Annotated in this window: 22 protein-coding genes and 1 other RNA gene; 7 read left to right on the top strand and 16 right to left on the bottom strand. The window is 64.6% G+C overall.

Annotation, left to right across the window (positions count from 1 at the left end):
• Positions 1 to 54: 54 nt before the first annotated feature.
• The 9 genes from gcvH to EJA05_RS01040 all read right to left on the bottom strand — a co-directional run bounded on the left by gcvH (position 55) and on the right by EJA05_RS01040 (position 9,448).
• Positions 55 to 438 (bottom strand): glycine cleavage system protein GcvH, encoded by a 384-nt coding sequence (gene gcvH, locus EJA05_RS01080; RefSeq protein WP_125857083.1) that lies wholly within the window; start codon positions 436 to 438, stop codon positions 55 to 57.
• A gap of 49 nt (positions 439 to 487) precedes the next feature.
• On the bottom strand, positions 488 to 1,570 hold the full coding sequence (gene gcvT / locus EJA05_RS01075; RefSeq protein WP_125462180.1) for a glycine cleavage system aminomethyltransferase GcvT: 1,083 nt from the start codon (positions 1,568 to 1,570) through the stop codon (positions 488 to 490).
• A 124-nt stretch (positions 1,571 to 1,694) separates the two neighbouring features.
• Positions 1,695 to 3,317: an ABC transporter permease gene (locus EJA05_RS01070; RefSeq protein WP_125857082.1), complete on the bottom strand. Its 1,623-nt coding sequence runs from the start codon at positions 3,315 to 3,317 to the stop codon at positions 1,695 to 1,697.
• Between the two features lie 161 nt (positions 3,318 to 3,478).
• Positions 3,479 to 4,480, bottom strand: coding sequence for an extracellular solute-binding protein (locus tag EJA05_RS01065; RefSeq protein ID WP_125462178.1), 1,002 nt, complete (start codon positions 4,478 to 4,480; stop codon positions 3,479 to 3,481).
• A gap of 155 nt (positions 4,481 to 4,635) precedes the next feature.
• Positions 4,636 to 5,853 carry a 2-octaprenyl-3-methyl-6-methoxy-1,4-benzoquinol hydroxylase gene (locus EJA05_RS01060; RefSeq protein WP_190306069.1) on the bottom strand — a complete coding sequence of 406 codons (1,218 nt, stop codon included), beginning with the start codon at positions 5,851 to 5,853 and terminating at the stop codon, positions 4,636 to 4,638.
• A 9-nt stretch (positions 5,854 to 5,862) separates the two neighbouring features.
• A complete protein-coding gene (locus EJA05_RS01055; RefSeq protein ID WP_125462176.1) occupies positions 5,863 to 6,345 on the bottom strand; it encodes a DUF4442 domain-containing protein in 483 nt (160 codons plus the stop codon).
• Positions 6,342 to 7,541: a 2-octaprenyl-6-methoxyphenyl hydroxylase gene (ubiH, locus tag EJA05_RS01050; RefSeq protein ID WP_125857080.1), complete on the bottom strand. Its 1,200-nt coding sequence runs from the start codon at positions 7,539 to 7,541 to the stop codon at positions 6,342 to 6,344. Before ubiH ends, EJA05_RS01055 begins: the two co-directional genes overlap by 4 nt.
• Positions 7,538 to 8,872: a Xaa-Pro aminopeptidase gene (gene pepP / locus EJA05_RS01045; RefSeq protein WP_125462174.1), complete on the bottom strand. Its 1,335-nt coding sequence runs from the start codon at positions 8,870 to 8,872 to the stop codon at positions 7,538 to 7,540. The genes ubiH and pepP overlap by 4 nt, the downstream gene beginning before the upstream one ends.
• Positions 8,873 to 8,893: 21 nt before the next feature.
• A complete protein-coding gene (locus EJA05_RS01040) occupies positions 8,894 to 9,448 on the bottom strand; it encodes a YecA/YgfB family protein (RefSeq protein WP_125857079.1) in 555 nt (184 codons plus the stop codon).
• Between the two features lie 153 nt (positions 9,449 to 9,601).
• Here EJA05_RS01040 and EJA05_RS01035 point away from each other — a divergent pair, with 153 nt between their 5' ends.
• The 4 genes from EJA05_RS01035 (at position 9,602) to EJA05_RS01020 (ending at position 10,995) form a co-directional block, all read left to right on the top strand.
• The gene (locus EJA05_RS01035) at positions 9,602 to 9,811 is read left to right on the top strand and encodes a TIGR02449 family protein (RefSeq protein WP_110992146.1); all 210 of its coding nucleotides are present in this window, start codon (positions 9,602 to 9,604) and stop codon (positions 9,809 to 9,811) included.
• Complete coding sequence (locus EJA05_RS01030) at positions 9,808 to 10,128, top strand: cell division protein ZapA (protein WP_125462172.1); 321 nt, start codon at positions 9,808 to 9,810, stop codon at positions 10,126 to 10,128. Before EJA05_RS01035 ends, EJA05_RS01030 begins: the two co-directional genes overlap by 4 nt.
• A gap of 17 nt (positions 10,129 to 10,145) precedes the next feature.
• Positions 10,146 to 10,325: non-coding RNA, 6S RNA (gene ssrS / locus EJA05_RS01025), on the top strand.
• A gap of 61 nt (positions 10,326 to 10,386) precedes the next feature.
• Complete coding sequence (locus EJA05_RS01020; protein ID WP_125857078.1) at positions 10,387 to 10,995, top strand: 5-formyltetrahydrofolate cyclo-ligase; 609 nt, start codon at positions 10,387 to 10,389, stop codon at positions 10,993 to 10,995.
• A 19-nt stretch (positions 10,996 to 11,014) separates the two neighbouring features.
• Here the strand turns inward: EJA05_RS01020 and EJA05_RS28125 are convergent, their stop codons facing one another.
• Entirely contained in the window at positions 11,015 to 11,167 is a 153-nt protein-coding gene (locus EJA05_RS28125) for a hypothetical protein (protein ID WP_189654507.1), read from the bottom strand.
• Between the two features lie 177 nt (positions 11,168 to 11,344).
• Between EJA05_RS28125 and EJA05_RS01015 the strand changes: the two genes are divergently transcribed.
• On the top strand, positions 11,345 to 11,797 hold the full coding sequence (locus EJA05_RS01015) for an EVE domain-containing protein (protein ID WP_125857077.1): 453 nt from the start codon (positions 11,345 to 11,347) through the stop codon (positions 11,795 to 11,797).
• On the opposite strand, the gene EJA05_RS01010 is transcribed toward EJA05_RS01015, so the two are convergent.
• Positions 11,798 to 12,202: a flagellar basal body-associated protein FliL gene (locus EJA05_RS01010; protein ID WP_125462169.1), complete on the bottom strand. Its 405-nt coding sequence runs from the start codon at positions 12,200 to 12,202 to the stop codon at positions 11,798 to 11,800. It abuts the gene before it with no gap.
• Positions 12,203 to 12,360: 158 nt separating this feature from the next.
• Between EJA05_RS01010 and EJA05_RS01005 the strand changes: the two genes are divergently transcribed.
• A complete protein-coding gene (locus EJA05_RS01005; protein ID WP_125462168.1) occupies positions 12,361 to 13,338 on the top strand; it encodes an NADPH:quinone oxidoreductase family protein in 978 nt (325 codons plus the stop codon).
• 86 nt (positions 13,339 to 13,424) lie between these two features.
• Here the strand turns inward: EJA05_RS01005 and EJA05_RS01000 are convergent, their stop codons facing one another.
• The 5 genes from EJA05_RS01000 to trxA all read right to left on the bottom strand — a co-directional run bounded on the left by EJA05_RS01000 (position 13,425) and on the right by trxA (position 18,952).
• On the bottom strand, positions 13,425 to 14,075 hold the full coding sequence (locus tag EJA05_RS01000; RefSeq protein WP_125462167.1) for a gamma-glutamylcyclotransferase: 651 nt from the start codon (positions 14,073 to 14,075) through the stop codon (positions 13,425 to 13,427).
• Positions 14,076 to 14,421: 346 nt separating this feature from the next.
• Positions 14,422 to 15,390, bottom strand: coding sequence for a CDP-6-deoxy-delta-3,4-glucoseen reductase (locus EJA05_RS00995; RefSeq protein WP_125462166.1), 969 nt, complete (start codon positions 15,388 to 15,390; stop codon positions 14,422 to 14,424).
• Positions 15,390 to 16,856 (bottom strand): 4-hydroxy-3-polyprenylbenzoate decarboxylase, encoded by a 1,467-nt coding sequence (ubiD, locus tag EJA05_RS00990; protein WP_110995705.1) that lies wholly within the window; start codon positions 16,854 to 16,856, stop codon positions 15,390 to 15,392. The genes EJA05_RS00995 and ubiD overlap by 1 nt, the downstream gene beginning before the upstream one ends.
• A gap of 201 nt (positions 16,857 to 17,057) precedes the next feature.
• The gene (gene rho, locus EJA05_RS00985) at positions 17,058 to 18,317 is read right to left on the bottom strand and encodes a transcription termination factor Rho (protein WP_011536308.1); all 1,260 of its coding nucleotides are present in this window, start codon (positions 18,315 to 18,317) and stop codon (positions 17,058 to 17,060) included.
• A gap of 308 nt (positions 18,318 to 18,625) precedes the next feature.
• Positions 18,626 to 18,952 carry a thioredoxin TrxA gene (gene trxA / locus EJA05_RS00980; protein ID WP_125462165.1) on the bottom strand — a complete coding sequence of 109 codons (327 nt, stop codon included), beginning with the start codon at positions 18,950 to 18,952 and terminating at the stop codon, positions 18,626 to 18,628.
• Between the two features lie 246 nt (positions 18,953 to 19,198).
• On the opposite strand from trxA, the gene ppx reads away from it, so the two are divergent.
• Positions 19,199 to 20,701, top strand: a complete 1,503-nt coding sequence (gene ppx, locus EJA05_RS00975; RefSeq protein WP_125462164.1) for an exopolyphosphatase — start codon at positions 19,199 to 19,201, stop codon at positions 20,699 to 20,701.
• Positions 20,702 to 20,813: the final 112 nt, after the last annotated feature.

The following is a 20,813-nucleotide window of genomic DNA, read 5'->3' as shown; positions in this document are numbered from 1 at the left end:
ACAGGGACCGCGTTCGCCTGTAGGAGCGGCCTTGTGCCGCGAAGGGAGGCAAGGTTACTCGCCGATGGCAGCCTTGTAGCCAGCGGCATCCAGCAGCTTGTCCAGCTCGGCCGGGTTGCTTGGCTTGAGTTTGAAGATCCAGGACGCGTAGGGCTCTTCGTTGAGCAGCTCCGGGCTGTCGGCCAGCTCTTCGTTGACCGCGATCACTTCGCCACCGATCGGGGCGTAGATGTCGGAGGCAGCTTTCACCGACTCGACCACGCCGGCAGCGTCGCCTGCTTCGAACACCTTGCCGACTTCGGCCAGCTCGACGAACACCACGTCACCCAGGGCTTGCTGGGCATGGTCACTGATACCAACGGTCACTGTGCCGTCGGCTTCCAGGCGGGCCCATTCATGGCTTTCGGCAAAACGCAGCTCGGCGGGGATTTGGCTCATAGTCTTGTATTCCTCGATTGGGTCAGCGGTTGGCCCGCCGTTTAATTAGTCAGATCAGGATCTTGCCGTGGCGCACGAAGGTCGGTTTGACCACCCGCACCGGGTACCACTTGCCGCGGATCTCCACCTCGGCGCGTTCGCCAGTAGCAATGGGCACGCGGGCCAGGGCAATGGACTTGCTCAGCGTAGGAGAGAAACTACCACTGGTGATCTCCCCTTCGCCAATCCCGGATACACGGACCACCTGGTGGGCGCGCAGTACGCCACGCTCTTCCAGCACCAGGCCGACCAGTTTTTCCTGCACACCTTGCTCGATTTCCGCCAGCAGGCCGGCCCGGCCGATGAAGTCGCGGCTGGCCGGCTCCCAGGCAACGCTCCAGCCCAGGTTGGAGGTCAGCGGGGTGTGGGCTTCGTCGATGTCCTGGCCATAGAGGTTCATGCCGGCCTCCAGGCGCAGGGTGTCGCGGGCACCCAGGCCGCTCGGGGCAATGCCGGCACCGACCAGGTCGTTGAAGAACGCCGGGGCCTGCGCGCCTGGCAGGATGATCTCCAGGCCGTCTTCGCCGGTGTAGCCGGTGCGGGCGATGAACCAGTCACCTTCGGCAACGCCTTCGAACGGGCGCAGCTCGCGGATCAGGGCCGCGCGTGCGGGGCTGAGCAGGGCTGCGACCTTTTCGCGGGCTTGCGGGCCCTGGATGGCGAGGATCGCCAGTTCCGGGCGCAGCTTGAAATTGATGGCAAAACCGGCGCTATGCGCCTGCAGCCAGGCCTGCACCTTGTCGCGGGTGGCCGCGTTGGCCACCAGGCGATAGCCGTCCTCGGTGCGGTAGGCGATCAGGTCGTCGATCACCCCGCCGTCGGCGTTCAGCAGCGGGCTGTAGAGGGCCTTGCCGGGGGTGTCGAGGCGGGTCACGTCATTGGCCAGCAGATGTTGCAGCCAAGGGGTGGCGGCACAGCCATCGATGTCGATGACGGTCATGTGGGAGACATCGAAGACCCCGCAGTCACTGCGCACCTGATGGTGCTCCTCGACTTGCGAGCCGTAGTGCAGGGGCATGTCCCAACCGCCAAAATCGACCGTCTTGGCGCCGAGCGCCAGGTGCAGGTCATACAGAGGCGTACGCTGTCCCATGGGTTTCTCCTTCCGGGCGTGGCGAGGCGGCGGCAGTCGGCGATGTTCAGTCATCACCTGTTCTTGTAGGAGCCGCCGCTGCGAATGCCGCGCATTGTAGCCGCAAGCTGTCGGCCTGACACCTTTAGCGCGGTTGCCCCGGACGATGGGCCGAGCGGCGGATCAAACCGATGACCGGCAACAGGCCGACCAGCACCAGGCTCAGCGCCGGCAACGAGGCCCGCGCCCACTCGCCTTCGCTGGTCATCTCGAACACCCGCACGGCCAGGGTGTCCCAGCCGAACGGGCGCATCAGCAGGGTGGCCGGCATTTCCTTGAGCACGTCGACGAACACCAGCAACGCAGCGCTCAGGGCACCCGGCACCAGCAACGGCAGATACACCTTGAAAAACAATCTCGGCCCGGCGACCCCAAGGCTTCGTGAAGCCTCCGGCAGCGACGGGCGGATGCGCTCCAGGCTGCTTTCCAGCGGGCCGTAGGCGACGGCGATGAAGCGCACCAGGTAGGCCAGCAGCAACGCCGACAGGCTGCCCAGCAGCAGCGGCTTGCCCGCCCCACCCAGCCATTGCGAAAACGGAATCACCAGTTGATTGTCGAGGTAACTGAACGCCAGCATGATCGACACCGCCAGCACCGAGCCCGGCAAGGCATAGCCCAGGTTCGCCAGGCCGACCCCGGCGCGGATGCCGGTGGTCGGCGCCTGGCGCCGGGCAAAGGCCAGCAGCAAGGCGGCGCAGACGGTAATCAGCGCCGCCATGCCACCCAGGTAGAGGGTATGCAGCACCAACCCGAGATAACGTTCGTCCAGGTCATGCCGGCCCCGCTGCCAGCACCACACCAGCAGTTGCAGCAGCGGGATGACGAAGGCGCAGGCGAACACCAGCAGGCACCAACTGCTGGCGGCGAACGCCTTGATGCCCCGCAGGTGGTAGAGCGCCTGGCCCCGTGGCCGTTCGTGGCCGCTGCGGCTGGCGCCGCGTGAACGCCGCTCGCCGTACAGCACCAGCATCACGGCCAGCAGCAGCAGGCTGGCCAGCTGCGCGGCGCTGGACAGGCTGAAGAAGCCGTACCAGGTCTTGTAGATGGCGGTGGTGAAGGTGTCGAAGTTGAACACCGACACCGCGCCGAAATCGGCCAGTGTCTCCATCAGCGCCAGGGCGATACCCGCACCGATGGCCGGCCGCGCCATGGGCAATGCCACCCGCCAGAACGCCTGCAACGGCGACAGCCCCAGCACCCGCGCTGCCTCCATCAGGCCCTTGCCCTGGGCCATGAACGCGGTGCGCGCCAGCAGGTAGACGTAGGGGTAGAACACCAGCACCAGCACGGTGATCACTCCACCGGTGGAGCGCACCCGGGGCAGGCGCATCGGCCCGAAGACTTCGCGCAGGGCACTCTGCACGGGGCCAGCGAAATCCAGCAGACCGACGAACACGAACGCCAGGACATAGGCCGGGATGGCGAATGGCAGCATCAGCGCCCAATCCAGCCAACGCCGCCCGGGGAACTCGCAGAGACTGGTGAGCCAGGCCAGGCTTACGCCCACCACGGTCACGCCGACACCGACGCCCAGCACCAGGGTCAGGGTGTTGCCCAGCAGGCGGCTCATCTGGGTGTCGAGCAGGTGCGACCAGATCTGCAGGTCGACCGTCTGCCAGGACAGCAGCAGGACGCTCAGCGGCAGCAGGACCAGCGCGGCGATGAGAAAGACCGGGGGGTACCAGTGGCGTTGGGGGGCGTGGGGCAAGGCGGGGATCTCGGTTACGGATTGCGACCGCTGCGCGGTCGTTCGCGGCTAAAGCCGCTCCCACAGGGGCCGGGCAAACCTTGCAGGCAGCACAAAACCTGTGGGAGCGGCTTTAGCCGCGAAGGGGGCCTTGAAGGCCCCGCAAGGATAAGCGCTGAAACTCAGTTCCAGCCAGCCCGATCCATCAAGCGAATAGCCTCGGCCTGGCGCTTGCCGGCCACTTCCACCGGAATGCTGTCAGCCTTGAAACTGCCCCAGGCCGCCACTTCTTCCGAAGGCTTTACCTTGGGGTTGGCCGGGAACTCCTGGTTGATGTCGGCGAACAGTTTCTGCGCTTCCTCACCGGTCATCCACTCCACCAGCTTCTTCGCCGCTTCCGGGTGCGGTGCATGCTTGGTCAGGCCGATACCCGACAGGTTGACGTGCACGCCACGGTCGCCCTGGTTGGGCCAGAACAGCTTCACTGGCAGGTCAGGCTTCTCTTTGTGCAGGCGGCCGTAGTAGTAGGTGTTGACGATGCCCACGTCGCACTGTCCGGCAGCGATGGCATTGAGCAGTGCGGTGTCGTCGGAGAACACGTCGGTAGACAGGTTGTTGACCCAGCCTTTGACCAGCTTTTCGGTTTCAGCCTCGCCGTGGTTCTGGATCAGCGTGGCGGTCAGCGACTGGTTGTAGACCTTCTTCGCCGTACGCAGGCACAGGCGGCCTTCCCACTGCTTGTCGGCCAGGGCTTCGTAGGTGCTCAGCTCCGAGGGTTTCACGCGCTCGGTGGAGTAGACGATGGTCCGCGCACGCAGGCTCAGGCCAGTCCAGTCGTGGGACGAGGCGCGGTATTGCGCGGGGATGTTCTTGTCGATGATGTCCGACTTGATCGGCTGCAGGATACCCATCTGCTCGGCCTGCCAGAGATTGCCGGCATCGACGGTGAGCAGCAGGTCGGCCACGCCGTTCTGGCCCTCGGCCTTGATGCGCTGCATCAGCGGCGCTTCCTTGTCGGTGATGAACTTGACCTTGACGCCGGTCTTGGCGGTGTAGGCGTCGAACACCGGCTTGATCAGCTCGTCGATACGCGAGGAGTACACCACCACTTCGTCCGCCGCCTGGGCGGTGCCGCCGAACAGCGTGAGGGCCAGGGCGGCCAGTAGGGGTTTGCGGGGCAACATGGGGGGCACTCCTCGCTGATATGAGAGGTGCGAATGGTAGTGAATCCCATTTTCTGGCTCACCTGCCGAGCAGTTACCAGATGTTGCAAACAATCGCGGGGCAAGCCCGCTCCCACAGGACTGGCGTGGGAGCGGGCTTGCCCCGCGATTGGACCTCAAGCCCTGGCCAGCTCCGGCAAGTCACCGCTAAGCCCCAGCGCCTGACGCACGAACATCGCCTTGGCCTCAGGCATCTGCTCCACCAGCTTCAAGCCGCTGTTACGCAACCAGCGCAACGGCAACGGGTTGGCCTGGAACAATCGCTCGAAGCCCTCCATCGCCGCCATCAGCGCCAGGTTGTGCGGCATGCGCCGGCGCTCGTAGCGGCTCAATACCTTCACATCGGCCAGACGCTCGCCACGCTCGGTGGCGCGCACCAGCTCCTCGGCCAGCACCGCGGCATCGAGGAAGCCCAGGTTGACCCCCTGCCCTGCCAGCGGGTGAATGGTGTGGGCGGCATCGCCGATCAACGCCAGGCCCTCCTCCACATAACGCTTGGCATGGCGCTGGCGCAGCGGTACGCACACCCGCGGGTCCGCTTCCAGCACCTCGCCCAGACGCCCCTCGAAGGCACGCTCCAGCGCAGTGCAGAACGCCGCGTCGTCCATCGCCATGGCCTGCTCGGCCTGCTCCGGGGTGGTCGACCAGACGATCGAGCACCAGTCCCGCTTGCCATCGCGATCGAGCGGCAGGAAGGCCAGCGGGCCTTCGTCGGTGAAACGCTGCCAGGCCGTGGTGCGGTGCGCTTCGCTGCAACGCACGCTGGTGACGATGGCGTGGTGCAGGTAATCCCACTCGCGGGTTTCGCAACCGGCCAGGCGGCGCACCGCCGAATTGGCGCCGTCGGCGGCGATCACCAGCGGCGCTCGCAGTGTGCGGCCATCGGCGAGGGTCAGCAGCCACTCATCGCCGGAGCGGCGCAGCTGCTCCAGGCGAGCGTTGGCCAGCAGGCCGACATCGCTGTCGTGCAGGCGCTCCAGCAGGCCATCCTGGATGACCCGGTTTTCGACAATGTGGCCGAGCACCTGGGCATGCACGCTGGCCGCCGAGAAGTGGATCTGCCCGGTGCCACTGCCATCCCAGACATGCATGTCCGAGTACGGCGAGACCCGCCGCCGGGCGATGCCGTCCCAGGCGCCAAGGCGCTCAAGGATGCGCTGGCTGGCCGCCGATAGCGCACTGACGCGAGGCTCGAATGGCGCCTGGGCATCGAAAGGCTTGACCGACAGCGGGCCGCCATCGAGCAGGAGGATTTCCAGGCCACTGTGGCGCAGGGCCAGGGCCAGGGCGCTGCCGACCATACCGGCACCGACAATCAAAAGATCTGCGCGCATTTCCATGCCTTACGCCTGCCTCGCTTGCGGCTTGAGCCGCACATATAGGGTTTTGTCGACCCGCGCCACCAGCTCGCCGGCGCCATCGCGGATCTCCACCTGCAACCTGGGCAGGTATTTCTTGCCGCTGGCGGTCTGCTGGCGAATCTCGTCCAGCAGCGCGTCGTCGACGTGGAATTCGGCGTACACCGGGCCCTTGCCCGGCGAAATGAAATCGATGCTGGCGGCCTTGTCCCAGACGATGTATTCGCGCCCCAGCTGCTCGATCAGCAGCAGCATGTAGAACGGGTCGACCATCGAGTACAGGCTGCCGCCGAACTGGGTGCCGACGTAGTTGCGGTTCCACCGCGTCAGTTTCATGCGCACCTTGACGCTGCGCATGTCCGGGCTGATGGCCAGGACACGGATGCCGGCGCCCAGGTAGGGCGGGTAGCAGTTGAGCAGCCAGCGCAGCAGGCGGGCCTTGCGCGCGAGCTTGCGGGGATCGCTCATGGGCGGCCCCGCGGGTCGGGGCGGGTGCCGAGGCCCATGGCCTGGCGGGCGAACCAGCTTTTTGCCGGTGGCAACAGGTCGAGGCCCAGCAGGCCGAGGTTGCGCCCGGTGGTGATCAGTGGCTGGTTGCTGCCGAACACGCGGGTGACCTGGTCGGAGAAGCCGATGGTCAGCGCCTGGTCGAGCCGCTGGCGCTGCTGGTAAGCCTGCAGGGTGGCCAGGTCGCCGGGTTGTTGCGGGCCGGCCAGCAGCGCGTCGGCCAGCGACTGCACGTCACGCAGCGACAGGTTGAAGCCCTGTCCGGCAATCGGGTGCAGGCTGTGGGCGGCGTTGCCGAGCACCACCAGATGCGGACGCACCTGCTCCTGGGCCTCGACCAGCGCCAGCGGGTACAGGTGCCGCGCGCCCACCTGGCGCAAGGCGCCGAGACGGTAGCCGAAGGCGTCCTGCAGTTCACGCAGGAAGCTGCGCTCGTCAAGCTCGGCCAGGCGTCTGGCGTCCATGCCCTGGCGGGTCCAGACCAGCGCACAGCGGTTTTCCGGCAACGGCAGCAACGCCATCGGGCCTTGCTCGGTAAAGCGCTCGAACGCCTGGCCGCGGTGGGCCTCGCCCGGGGTGATGTTGGCGATCAGCGCGCTCTGGTCATAGGGCGTGCTGCGCACGTGGATGCCCAACTGTTCACGCAAGCCAGAGCGGCCGCCGTCGGCAAGCACTGCCAGGTCGCACTCCAGCGAAGTGTCGTCGTCCAGTTGCAGGCGGTAGCCGCCGGCGATGGCCTGCATCGCCTTGACCTCGGCCGGGCAGCGCCAGCTCACCACCTCATTGTCGATGGCTTGCCACAGGCACTGGCCGAGCCAGGCGTTCTCGACCACGTAACCCAGCGCCGGCACGCCCTCTTCGAGCGCATCCAGGCGGGTGGCGCCAAAGCGGCCACGGTCGGACACCTGGATCTGGCTGATCGGCTCGGCGCGGCGGCTGATGGCCTGCCACAAGCCCAACTGCTCGTAGATCTGCCGGGTGCCGTAGGACAACGCCGAGGAGCGCGCGTCGTAGCTTGGCTGGAAGCTGTCGCCCGGGGCGAACGGCTCGATCAGCAGGATTTTCCAGCCACGGGCCTTGGCCCCGGCCTGGAGCGTGAGGGCAAGGCTGGCGCCAACCAGCCCGCCACCGATGATCGCCAGGTTGACCCGGCTCATGCCACAGCCTTGCGGGCATCGAGCATCAGCGCTTCGATCTCGGCGATGGTTCTCGGTACGCCCGAGGTGAGGATTTCACAACCTTGCCTGGTGACTACCACGTCGTCCTCGATTCTTACGCCGATGCCGCGCCATTTCTTCGCGACGTTCTGGTTGTCGGCGGCAATGTAGATGCCCGGCTCGACGGTCAGGGCCATGCCCGGTTCGAGCACGCGCCACTGGCCACCGACCTTGTATTCGCCCACGTCGTGCACATCCATGCCCAGCCAGTGCCCGGCGCGGTGCATGTAGAAGGCGCGGTAGGCCTCGCTGTCGATCAGCGCCTGCACCTCGCCCTTGAGCAGGCCCAGCTCCACCAGGCCCTCGGTGATCACCCGTACGGTGGCCTCGTGGGCATGGTTCCAGTGCTTGCCGGGGGCGATCACCGCGAAGGCCGCGGCCTGGGCCGCGAGCACCAGTTCGTAGATCGCCTTCTGCTCCGGCGAAAAGCGCCCGCTGACCGGGAAGGTGCGGGTGATGTCGCTGGCGTAGCAGTCGATCTCGCAACCGGCGTCGATCAGCACCAGGTCACCGTCCTTGAGCGGCGCGTCGTTCTGCTGGTAATGCAGGATGCAGCTGTTGCGCCCGGCCGCGACAATCGAGCCGTAGGCCGGCATCTTCGCCCCACCCTTGCGGAACTCGTAGTCCAGCTCGGCTTCCAGGCTGTATTCGTGCAGCCCGGCGCGGCAGGCCTGCATGGCCCGCACATGGGCCCGCGCCGAGATCGCCGCGGCCTCGCGCATGACTTTCACTTCCGCCGCCGATTTATACAGGCGCATGTCGTGCAGCAGATGATCCAGGGCAACGAATTCGTTCGGTGGCTGCGCGCCCAGGCGGGCCTTGGAACGGATCACGTTGATCCAGTCCATCAGCCGGCGGTCGAACTCGGGGTTGCTGCCCATGGCGCTGTAGACCCGCTCGCGGCCTTCGATCAGGCCGGGCAGGATCTCGTCGATATCGGTGATGGGGAAGGCGTCATCGGCACCGAAATCGCGCATCGCACCGTCCTGGCCGGCGCGCAAGCCATCCCACAGCTCGCGCTCAGGGTTGCGCTCGCGGCAGAACAGCACGTACTCGCCGTGCTCGCGGCCAGGGATCAGGGCAATCACCGCCTCGGGCTCGGGGAAGCCACTGAGGTACTGGAAATCGCTGTCCTGGCGATAGACGTGCTCGACGTCGCGGTTGCGGATGGCAACGGCGGCGGCGGGCAGGATGGCGATGCTGTTGGGGACCATCTGCGCCATCAGCGCCTTGCGCCGACGGGCGTACTCCGCCTTGGGTATGTGGCTCATGGGCAAACGACCCCGAATCGATCAGTGCAGCGATGGCTTGGGCGCGGGCGCGGCCGGTGCGGCCAGCTCGGTGTACAGCAGCAGCGGCGCGACACGCAGGTACTCCATGACTTCCATGTAGTCGCTCTCGCCGTCCTCGGACTCTTCCAGCGCTTCCTGGACTTGCGAAATGGCTACCAGGTCCTGGAGCACTTCCTTGGCATCGGTGGACAGGTCCTTGCCGCCGGCGTTCAAGCCGAAACCGGTGATGAAGCCCTGGCACCACTGGCCCAGCGCGGCGGCGCGGTCGGCCAGCGCGGCATCGTCGGTAGGCAGCAGCAGCACGATGGCGACGTCTTCGCCGGTCAGCTCGGCCTTGACCATCTCTTGCAGGCCGATCAGGGCATTGCGAACCGTGTCGCCGGGTTCGGTTTCCAGCAATTGGGCGGCGTCGGCCAGCCAGGCATCGGCATCGAAGCCGGCACCGGCGCAGTTGCGGCCGATCAGCAGGCCATGCAGCTCGGCCGGGGTGACAGGGTGGCCATTGCTGGACAGCAGCATGGCGAAGGCGATGTAGGGCGATTGGGTATTGGGCATGGGCAGCTAGGCGCCAGACGGCGCAATGACTAGAATGAAGGCCTTGTATCCTAGCACCGGCAGGCGCGCCAAGACCATCAGCACTGGCCGCGTGGCGACTGTGCGGGCATGATCGCAAGGTGAGTCGACGATGGAGCGAATCGAGTGCAACCCATGCAAGAGAACGACCTGCAAGCGCTGATGAGCCGGTTCGAGTCGCTGATCGAGCGGGTCGAGCAACTAAAACGGCAAAACGCACTCTTAGTAGCGCAGGAAAAAACCTGGCGCGAGGAGCGCGCCCACCTCATCGAAAAGAACGAGATCGCCAAGCGCAAGATCGAATCGATGATCCTGCGCCTCAAGGCACTGGAGCAAGACTCATGAGTTCAAGCAATAGCGTCACCGTCCAGATCCTCGACAAGGAATACTCGATCATCTGCCCGCCCGAGGAGCGCAACAACCTGGTCGGCGCCGCCCGTTACCTCGACGGCAAGATGCGCGAGATCCGCAGCAGCGGCAAAGTGATCGGTGCCGACCGCATCGCGGTCATGGCCGCCCTGAACATCACCCACGAGCTGCTGCACCGCCAGGACCGACCGGAAGCGGCCAGCAGCGGCGGCACCACCCGCGAGCAGGTGCGCGACCTGCTGGAACGGGTCGATCAGGCGCTGTCCGACGATCCGGTTAGCAAAAGCGACTGAGATTGGTATACTGGCGCCACTCCCTGGGGGATGCGCCAGTCGGTTATGTCCCTGAGCCGATACGCACAACCACGGGGGTTGCACGCTGGGGCCGGTGTGCATGTCCGCCCGACGGAAAGCCTTAACGCCCCCTGCAATCTCCACCTTGAACTTTCGGGTTCAAGGGCTACACCGATAGCGGTCTTGTCGGGGAGCCTGCATTCAGAACTGCCCGCCTCCAACGGCGGGCTTTTCGTTTCTTCAGGGATCGCCCGTGCCATGACCGACACCGCGCCGCTTACCCGCCCCCAGCTTCGTCGCCTGCTGCGCAATGCGCGCCGCGCCCTCACACCCTCCCAGCAAAGCCAGGCCGCCCTTGGCCTGTACCGCCAGCTGGCGCAGGATCCGCTATTCCGCCGCGCCCGCCACATTGCCCTGTACCTGCCCAACGACGGCGAGATCGACCCGCGCCTGCTGTTGCGCGAGGCCCACAAGCGCGGCAAGCGCGTCTACCTGCCGGTGCTGCACGCCTGGCCACGCACGCGCATGGTGTTCCAGCGCTTCGAGCAGGGCGAAAAACTAAGGCCTAATCGCTTCCGGATCTCGGAGCCGATGATCGAGCGCAAGCGCCAACGACCCGTCTGGGCGCTGGACCTGATCCTGCTGCCGCTGGTCGGTTTCGATGAAATGGGGGGGCGCCTGGGTATGGGCGGTGGCTTCTACGACCGCAGCCTGGCCTACCTGGGGCGGCGCAAGGGCTGGAAGAAGCCGTTGCTGCTGGGGCTGGCGCACGAATGCCAGAAGGTCGAACGCCTCGCTCAGGCCAGCTGGGATGTACCGCTGCGGGGGACGGTCTCGGACCGTGGCAGGTACCTGGCGCCGAAGTAATAAGGCTCGAAAATGTGGATCAGCGCCGCTGTTGCGCCGGGTCGACCGGCATCTGCTGGCTGGCGGCGTCCAGCTTGCGTTCCCACAGGCCCTGCGCATAACCGGTAGTCACCACGCCCAGGCCAAAAATGAAGGCGAGGATCCAGAGCAGGTCCGGTTTACGTTGTTTCATCGAATGCCCCCCTAGGCAAACTGTCCGTGCTCGGCGCCTTTATGGGTGGCGGCCGGAGCGTCTGTCTTTAAAATCGGCGCATTTTCCGCCAACGTGAGCCCACACGCAAACGTTGACGCCAACCGGCTGTCGGTTTGATGCAACGAGTTATTTCAAACCCTTTCAGGAGCAGTATCCATGGCCTATTGGCTGATGAAATCGGAGCCCGACGAGCTCTCCATCGAAGGCTTGGCAAGGCTCGGCACCGCCCGCTGGGATGGGGTACGCAACTACCAGGCGCGCAACTTTCTGCGGGCCATGAGCGTCGGTGACGAGTTTTTCTTCTATCACTCCAGCTGCCCGCAACCCGGCGTGGCCGGCATTGCCCGGATCAGCGCCGCCGCCTACCCGGACCCGACCGCGCTGGACCCTGCAAGCCACTATCACGACCCCAAGGCCAGCGCCGACAAGAACCCCTGGAGCGCCGTGGACGTAGAGCATGTGCAGACCTTCCGCCAGGTACTCGGCCTGGGCCTGCTCAAACAGCAGGCCGCCCTCGAAGAGCTGCCGCTGGTGCAGAAGGGCAGCCGCCTGTCGGTGATGCCGGTAACCGAGGCCCAGTGGGCGGCGATCATCGCCCTGGGCCGTTGATCACTGCACGATCAGGTTGTTGAACAGCAGGTCCTCGACGATCGGCTTGCCCTCTTCGGCTTCCATCACCTGCTGCACTTGCTTGAGCGCGTCCTGGCGCAGTTTTTCCTTGGCTTCGACGTTGCTCATGTTGTCCACACCCTGCTGGGTGAACAGCGCCACCAGCTGGTTGCGGATCAGCGGCTCGTGGTGCTTGACCGCGGCGGCGGCGGCATCGCCGGTCACGCGCAGGGCAACGTCGGCCTTGAACACACGCAGCTTGGGGCTGCCGTCGAGGGCATAGTTGCCGACGAAGGGCGGGCTGAGGCTGATATAGCTCACCTTGGGCGCCCCTTCCTTGGCCTCCTCGGCCATCGCCGCGGCTGGCAGCATCAGGGCCAGCACCATCAAGATCCACGCTTTCACCAATTACGCTCCTCAATACAGTTGGCGCCAGCTTACCCAGCGCGCCGGGCAAACCCAAGCCCGGGCTTATGCCGGCACATCAGGGCGGACCATGCTCGTTGACCCGCCAAACGGCCCTCCTACACTTATCGGCCACCACACGCAAAGGAATAGCCCTGATGAAAGCCTTGTTGTGCAAAGCCCTGGGCCCGGCGCGGGACCTGGTTCTGGAAGAGGTCGCCAGCCCCGCGCCGAAGAAGAACGAGATCCTGCTCGAGGTGCATGCCGCCGGGGTCAACTTTCCCGACACCCTGATCATCGAAGGCAAGTACCAGTTCCAGCCGCCCCTGCCGTTCTCGCCCGGTGGTGAGGCGGCCGGCGTGGTCGCAGCGGTCGGCGAGAAGGCCGGCGCGTTCAAGGTCGGTGACCGGGTCATGGCCCTGACCGGCTGGGGCGCTTTCGCCGAGCAGGTGGCGGTGCCGTTCTACAACGTGTTGCCGATCCCCGCGGGCATGGACTTCACCACCGCCGCCGCCTTCGGCATGACCTACGGCACCTCGATGCACGCGCTGACCCAGCGCGGCCAGCTCAAGGCCGGCGAGACCCTGTTGGTGCTGGGCGCCTCGGGGGGCGTGGGCCTGGCTGCGGTGGAAATCGGCAAGGCCCTGGGTGCTCGGGTGATCGCTGCCGCCAGCAGCGCCGACAAGCTGGCGGTGGCCAAGGCCGCCGGGGCCGATGAGCTGATCGACTACAGCCAGGCCAGCCTGAAGGACGAAATCAAGCGCCTGACCGGCGGCCAGGGAGTGGACGTGGTCTACGACCCGGTGGGCGGTGCGCTGTTCGACCAGGCCGTGCGCGGCTTGGCGTGGAATGGGCGGCTGCTGGTGGTGGGCTTTGCCAGCGGCACGATCCCGCAGTTGCCGGTGAACCTGGCGCTGCTCAAGGGCGCGGCAGTGATCGGGGTGTTCTGGGGAGCGTTCGCCCAGCGCCAGCCGGAGGACAACGCGGCCAACTTCCGCCAGCTGTTTGCCTGGCATGCCGAGGGCAAGCTGAAGCCGTTGGTGTCGCAGACCTATGCATTGGCTGAAGGGGGGGCGGCGATTGAGCGGCTGGCGCAGCGCCAGGCGGTGGGCAAGTTGGTGGTGGTGGCCCGATAGACCTCATCGCGGGGCAAGCCCGCTCCCACGCTATATACCGCGACGCTCGTGGGAGCGGCGGTGCGCCGATGCGACTTACCCCGCGATTAGACCTCGCGCAGGTTATGGCAGCGCCTGAACCGCGCCTCCAGGTTGCGATCCGGCATCTGGTGGCTGCGCAGGGCATTGAGCGTCTGCTCCACATATTCGCGCGTGGTGCCATAGCGCCCTGTGGCGCTGGCGAGGATCTGGCTGAACAGGGTGTCTGGCAGGTTACCCGCGTAGCACGGCAGGTGCCTTTCCAGCACAAAGCCCAAGGCCTGCACCTTGCTGCCGTCACCCAGGCGGCAACTGAGCCAGTGCGGGCGATAGGCCGGATAAGGCATCTCGCGTTGCCACAGGGCCATCAGCGAATCGTCCAGGTTGCTCTCGTCCAGGCGGTAGGCGAAACCGCTGCACGAACCGCCACGATCAAGGCCGAACACCAGCCCAGGGCATTCCGGGGTGCCGCGATGTTCGTGGGACCACAGGTAAAGGCCACGGTGATAACCATGCACCCGCGCCCGCTGGCGCTCGACCGAATTGCACTCTGGGCGCCAGATCAACGAGCCATAGGCGAACAGCCACACCGGGCCACCCGTGTGCTGGGCCATTGTTTGCTGCATCGAGTGCTGCAGTTGTTCGCGGGTCAATTGCTGCCCGAAATCGAGTGACGGGGGATATGAGATTTGCCAGGACAAACTTTCAAGTGTCGACATGAGCTGCCGCCATTATTTCCTGTGAACTACTGAAGTGCGCGTTCGATCGCGATTACTGCAGAGCCTGAGCCAACGTATTCGCGGGTAAACCCGCTCCCACAAAAGCAACGCTGGCCCTGTGGGAGCGGGTTCACCCGCGAATGCCACTGCGCCTAACGTAAAGTAGATCGCACGTCGGTCTCAAGCCTGAATGCAAGATTTCATTAAATCTTCCGCCGAACGGGAAGTAATGTTTCGAGTATAGCGAAAGTTATTAACCGTCTCGGCAATAATCCACGCCATATAATCAACGGGAAAAAAGTTGGTTATTAATAACGGCACACCCTTGCGGTGTGCCGCCTGGTTATCAACCGCGCGGGGCGTAGGCGAAGACGTCGGCGCGCATGCGGTGCGGGTCCATGCCGGCTTCTACCAGGGCGTCGAGGGTGGCGTAGACCATGTTCGGTGAGCCACTGGCGTAGACGTGTACCTGGTTGAGGTCGCCGATGTCCTCGCAGACCGCTTCGTGCAACAGGCCGCAACGCCCTTCCCAACCGCACAGGTCGCTGACCACCTTGTGCAGGAACAGGTTGGGCAGGCGCTCCCACTCGGCCCAGTGCTCGATCTGGTAGAAGTCCTCGGGCCGCCGCACGCCCCAGTACAGGTGCACCGGGTGCTTGAAGCCCTGGGCGCGGCAGTGCTCGACCAGGCTGTGCATCTGGCCCATGCCGGTACCGGCGGCAATCAGCACCAACGGGCCATCGGGCAGTTCGGCCAGATGCGCATCACCGAAGGGCAGCTCGATGCGCGCCAGGCCATTGCGTCGCAACTGCTCGATCAACTGCACGGCGCTGCTTTCACGAGCCAGCACATGCAGCTCCAGCTCACGCCCGCCATGGGGCGCAGAGGCCAGCGAGAAAGCGGCCTTGTCCGCCCCTTCACGCTCGATCATCAGGTATTGCCCGGCGTGGTAACGCGGCGGCTTGCCAGCGGGTGCGCGCAGGCGCACGCGCCAGACATCGCCACCGACGTCGACGCACTCGCTGACGGTGCAGGCCAGTTTGCGCACCGGCAGCTCGCCCAGGGCCAGCACACCGTCCCACAGCAAGACACAGTCCTCCAGCGGCTCGGCGATGCAGGTGAACAACTCACCGTGATCGCGAATGACGCCTTCCTGACGGATACGCCCTTCCACCAACAGCGCGGCGCAGACATGACAGTTGCCGTTACGGCAGCTGTTCGGGCAGTCGTAGCCCAGGCGCCGCGCCGCATCCAGAATCCTTTCGCCCGGTTCCACCGCCAGCACCGCGCCGGACGGCTGCAAGGTTACCTGCATCAATCTATTCCCAACTGATCCCACAGCTCATCGATACGGCGGGTGACGGCCTCGTCCTTGACGATGACCCGGCCCCATTCGCGTGTAGTCTCGCCCGGCCATTTGTGCGTGGCATCCAGGCCCATCTTCGACCCCAGCCCCGACACCGGCGACGCGAAGTCGAGGTAATCGATGGGAGTGTTGTCGATCATCACCGTATCACGCTTGGGGTCCATGCGCGTGGTGATGGCCCAGATCACATCGTTCCAGTCGCGGGCGTTGATATCGTCGTCGGTGACGATAACGAACTTGGTGTACATGAACTGTCGCAGAAACGACCAGACACCCAGCATCACGCGCTTGGCATGGCCTGGGTACTGCTTTTTCATGGTCACCACCGCCATGCGATACGAGCAGCCTTCCGGCGGCAGGTAGAAGTCGACGATCTCGGGGAACTGCTTCTGCAGGATCGGTACGAACACTTCGTTCAGCGCCACGCCGAGGATCGCCGGCTCATCCGGCGGGCGGCCGGTGTAGGTGCTGTGGTAGATCGGTTTTTGCCGATGGGTGATGCGCTCGACGGTGAACACCGGGAAGCTGTCCACCTCGTTGTAGTAGCCGGTGTGGTCACCGTACGGGCCTTCCGGGGCCATTTCGCCCGGGTGGATCACACCTTCGAGGATGATCTCGGCGGTGGCCGGCACCTGCAGGTCACTGCCACGGCATTTCACCAGCTCGGTGCGGTTACCGCGCAGCAGGCCGGCAAAGGCGTATTCGGACAGGGTGTCCGGGACCGGGGTCACGGCACCGAGGATAGTCGCCGGGTCCGCACCCAGGGCAACGGCCACCGGGAAGGGTTGGCCGGGGTGCTTTTCGCACCACTCGCGGTAGTCCAGGGCACCGCCGCGGTGGCTCAGCCAGCGCATGATGACCTTGTTGCGGCCGATCACCTGCTGACGATAGATACCCAGGTTCTGCCGGTCCTTGTTCGGGCCGCGGGTGACGGTCAGGCCCCAGGTGATCAGTGGCGCCACGTCGCCCGGCCAGCAGTGCTGGATCGGCAGTTGCCCGAGGTCGACGTCATCGCCCTCGACCACCACCTCCTGGCACACGGCGTCCTTGACCACCTTCGGCGCCATCGACACGACCTTCTTGAAGATCGGCAGTTTCGACCAGGCGTCCTTCAAGCCCTTCGGCGGCTCGGGCTCCTTGAGGAACGCCAGCAGCTTGCCGATTTCGCGCAGCTCGCTGACCGACTCGGCGCCCATGCCCATGGCCACGCGCTCGGGGGTGCCGAACAGGTTGCCCAGTACCGGGATGTCGAAGCCGGTGGGTTTTTCGAACAGCAATGCCGGGCCCTTGGCGCGCAGGGTGCGGTCGCAGACTTCGGTCATTTCCAGGACAGGGGAGATGGGAACCTGGATGCGCTTGAGTTCACCGCGCTGTTCCAGGCCACGGATGAAGTCGCGCAAATCGCGATACTGCATGCATGAGCCTCGTATTGGCCGTATCGGTCGGGGGTGCAGAGTGTAGCGCCGTTGGCGGGGTAAAGGCCAAAAATGACTTGGGGCCGCTGCGCGACCCATCGCTGGCAAGCCAGCTCCCACAGGGTCAGGTGTGATCCTTGTGGGAGCTGGCTTGCCAGCGATGGGCTGCACAGCAGCCCCAGTTGCAGCCAGACGCGAAGCTTACTTGCGCTTCATCGACAGGAAGAACTCGTCGTTGGTCTTGGTCTGCTTGAGCTTGTCGACCAGGAACTCGATGGCGGCGATTTCGTCCATCGGGTGCAGCAGCTTGCGCAGGATCCACATGCGCTGCAGTTCGTCGTCGGCGGTCAGCAACTCTTCGCGGCGGGTGCCGGACTTGTTGATGTTGATGGCCGGGAACACACGCTTCTCGGCGATGCGGCGGTCCAGTGGCAGCTCCATGTTGCCGGTGCCCTTGAACTCTTCGTAGATCACTTCGTCCATCTTCGAGCCGGTCTCGACCAGCGCGGTGGCGATGATGGTCAGCGAGCCGCCCTCTTCGATGTTACGCGCGGCACCGAAGAAGCGCTTCGGCTTCTCCAGGGCGTGGGCATCGACACCACCGGTCAGCACCTTGCCGGAGCTCGGAATCACGGTGTTGTAGGCACGGGCCAGACGGGTGATGGAGTCGAGCAGGATGACCACATCCTTCTTGTGCTCGACCAGGCGCTTGGCCTTCTCGATGACCATTTCGGCAACCTGCACGTGGCGGGTCGGTGGCTCATCGAAGGTGGAGGCGACCACTTCGCCGCGCACGGTGCGCTGCATTTCGGTCACTTCTTCCGGGCGCTCGTCGATCAACAGGACGATCAGGTGGCACTCGGGGTTGTTGCGGGTGATGTTGGCCGCGATGTTCTGCAGCATGATCGTCTTACCGGCTTTAGGCGGCGCGACGATCAGGCCACGCTGGCCTTTGCCGATTGGAGCGCACAGGTCGATGACGCGACCGGTGAGGTCTTCGGTGGAGCCGTTGCCGGCTTCCATCTTCAGACGCTTGTTCGGGAACAGCGGCGTCAGGTTTTCGAACAGGATCTTGTTCTTCGCGTTTTCCGGGCGATCGAAGTTGATCGTGTCGACCTTCAACAGCGCGAAGTAACGCTCCCCTTCCTTCGGTGGGCGGATCTTGCCAACGATGGTGTCGCCAGTGCGCAGGTTGAAGCGTCGGATCTGGCTGGGCGAAACGTAGATATCGTCGGGGCCGGCCAGGTAAGAGGCATCGGCGGAACGCAGGAAACCGAAACCATCCTGGAGAATCTCCAGCACGCCGTCACCCGAGATCTCTTCGCCGCTTTTCGCGTGCTTCTTCAACAGGGCGAAAATCACGTCCTGTTTGCGCGAACGGGCCATGTTTTCGATGCCCATCTGTTCGGCCATTTCCAAAAGATCGGTAATCGGCTTTTGCTTGAGTTCAGTCAGGTTCATAAGGGGAGTGACGTAATCATGTAAGAAGGGAGAGAGTTAAGCTTTGGCTTAATGAGGCCGCGCCGCTAGATGGCGACAGGATCGCGTACTGATTCGAATTGGGATGCTTCGGCGACGGCGTGCAGAGGGCACTGAAAGAAGCAGTGCGAGGCCGAATGTAACACTTGCATTTTTCGACGTCTAGTGGTTTTGACCACACACATCGACAGGTTTTTATCTGGGCTGGCGCCATCGCGGGGCAAGCCCGCTCCCACGCAGATCAACTGCGACAGATAAAAAAAGCCCCGCATTTGCGGGGCTTTTTCACATCACAGGTGGGCGTCGATGAACGCGGTCAGCTGCGATTTGGACAGGGCGCCGACCTTGGTGGCTTCGACGTTGCCGTTCTTGAACAGCATCAGGGTCGGGATGCCGCGCACGCCGTGCTTGGCCGGGGTTTCCGCGTTTTCGTCGATGTTCAGCTTGGCGACGGTCAGCTTGCCTGCGTAGTCTTCAGCGATGGCATCCAGCACCGGAGCGATCATCTTGCATGGGCCGCACCATTCAGCCCAGTAGTCGACCAATACCGCGCCTTCGGCCTTGAGTACGTCGGCTTCGAAGCTGGCGTCGGTGACGTGTTTGATTTTGTCGCTCATGGAAATCTCCAAGGTCGTAAGCAGTAAAAAACGTTGCCCATCATAGCGGCACCCTGGCGCGACAGGAAGCCACGGACGATTGACTGTATCTATAGTTGTGCAAGACCCCACGAATCGAAACTGTCATATCACCGTCATAACATCGCTATCACATTGCCATGCATCAAAGCCTTGCAGTGCTGCGCGTTGGCGGATGGCCACGATCGTGGCACGATTGCCAGGTTAACGACCGAGAACCCCCAGACCATGCCGCATACCACCGCGAAGAACCTGTCTCTGATCGCCGCCATCGACCTGGGCTCCAACAGCTTCCATATGGTCGTGGCCAAGGCCCATCACACGGAAATCCGCATTCTTGAGCGGCTCGGGGAAAAGGTTCAGCTCGCTGCCGGCATCGACGAAGAGCGCAAGCTCAGCGAAGAAGCCATGCAACGGGGCCTGGAGTGCCTCAAGCGCTTCGCCCAACTGATCAACGGCATGCCCGCCGGCGCGGTGCGCATCGTCGGCACCAACGCCCTGCGCGAAGCGCGTAACCGCAACGAATTCATCCTGCGCGCCGAAGCCATTCTCGGCCACCCGGTCGAGGTCATCTCCGGCCGTGAAGAAGCGCGCCTGATCTACCTGGGGGTTTCCCACACCCTCGCCGATACCCCCGGCAAGCGCCTGGTCGCCGACATCGGCGGCGGCAGCACCGAGTTCATCATCGGCCAGCGCTTCGAGCCACTGTTGCGCGAAAGCCTGCAGATGGGCTGCGTCAGCTTCACCCAGCGCTACTTCCGCGATGGCAAGGTCACCCCGGCGCGCTATGCCCAGGCCTACACCGCCGCGCGCCTGGAGCTGATGAGCATCGAAAACGCCCTGCACCGCCTGACCTGGGACGAGGCCATCGGCTCGTCCGGTACCATCCGCGCCATCGGCGCGGCGATCAAGGCCGGCGGCCTGGGCAACGGCGAGGTCAACGCCGAGGGCCTGGCCTGGGTCAAGCGCAAACTGTTCAAGCTCGGCGAAACCGACAAGATCGACTTCGAAGGGGTCAAGCCCGACCGCCGGGCGATCTTCCCGGCCGGCCTGGCAATCCTGGAGGCCATCTTCGACGCCCTGGAACTGGCACGCATGGACCACTGCGACGGCGCCCTGCGTGAAGGCGTGCTGTTCGACCTGCTGGGCCGCCACCACCATGAAGACGTGCGCGAACGCACCCTGAACTCGCTGATGGAGCGCTACCACGTCGATCAGGGCCAGGCCGCGCGCGTCGAGCGCAAGGCTTTGCACGCTTTCGACCAGGTGGCAGCGGCATGGGACCTTGAAGAGGGCAATTGGCGCGATCTGCTGGGTTGGGCAGCGAAAGTGCACGAAGTGGGGCTGGACATCGCCCACTATCACTACCACAAGCACGGCGCCTACCTGATCGAGCATTCCGACCTGTCGGGCTTCTCCCGCGAGGACCAGCAGATGATGGCCCTGCTGGTGCGCGGCCACCGCCGCAACATCCCCAAGGACAAGTTCGCCGAGTTCGGCGACGAAGGCGTCAAGCTGATTCGCCTGTGCGTACTGCTGCGCTTCGCCATCCTGTTCCACCACATCCGCGGCACCCAGCAGATGCCAAAGGTGGAACTGCAAGCCGCTGATGACAGCCTGGAAGTGGTGTTCCCTGACGGCTGGCTGGAGCAGAACCAGCTGACCCAGGCCGACTTCGCCAACGAGGCGGAGTGGCTGACTCGGGTTGGGTTCGTTCTTAGCGTGCGCTGAAAGCCAGTTTTGGCAGAGGCCTGTGGGAGCAACTGTCTTATGTTGTCAGTGCTGGCCTCATCGCTGGCAAGCCAGCTCCCACAGTTACGATGCTTGCCGCAAGGCTAGCGCG

This window comes from Pseudomonas oryziphila, from assembly GCF_003940825.1.
GTDB classification, from domain to species: domain Bacteria; phylum Pseudomonadota; class Gammaproteobacteria; order Pseudomonadales; family Pseudomonadaceae; genus Aquipseudomonas; species Aquipseudomonas sichuanensis.
The sequence above is the reverse complement of the archived record's forward strand: the minus strand, read 5'-3'. Positions and strand labels throughout refer to the sequence as shown.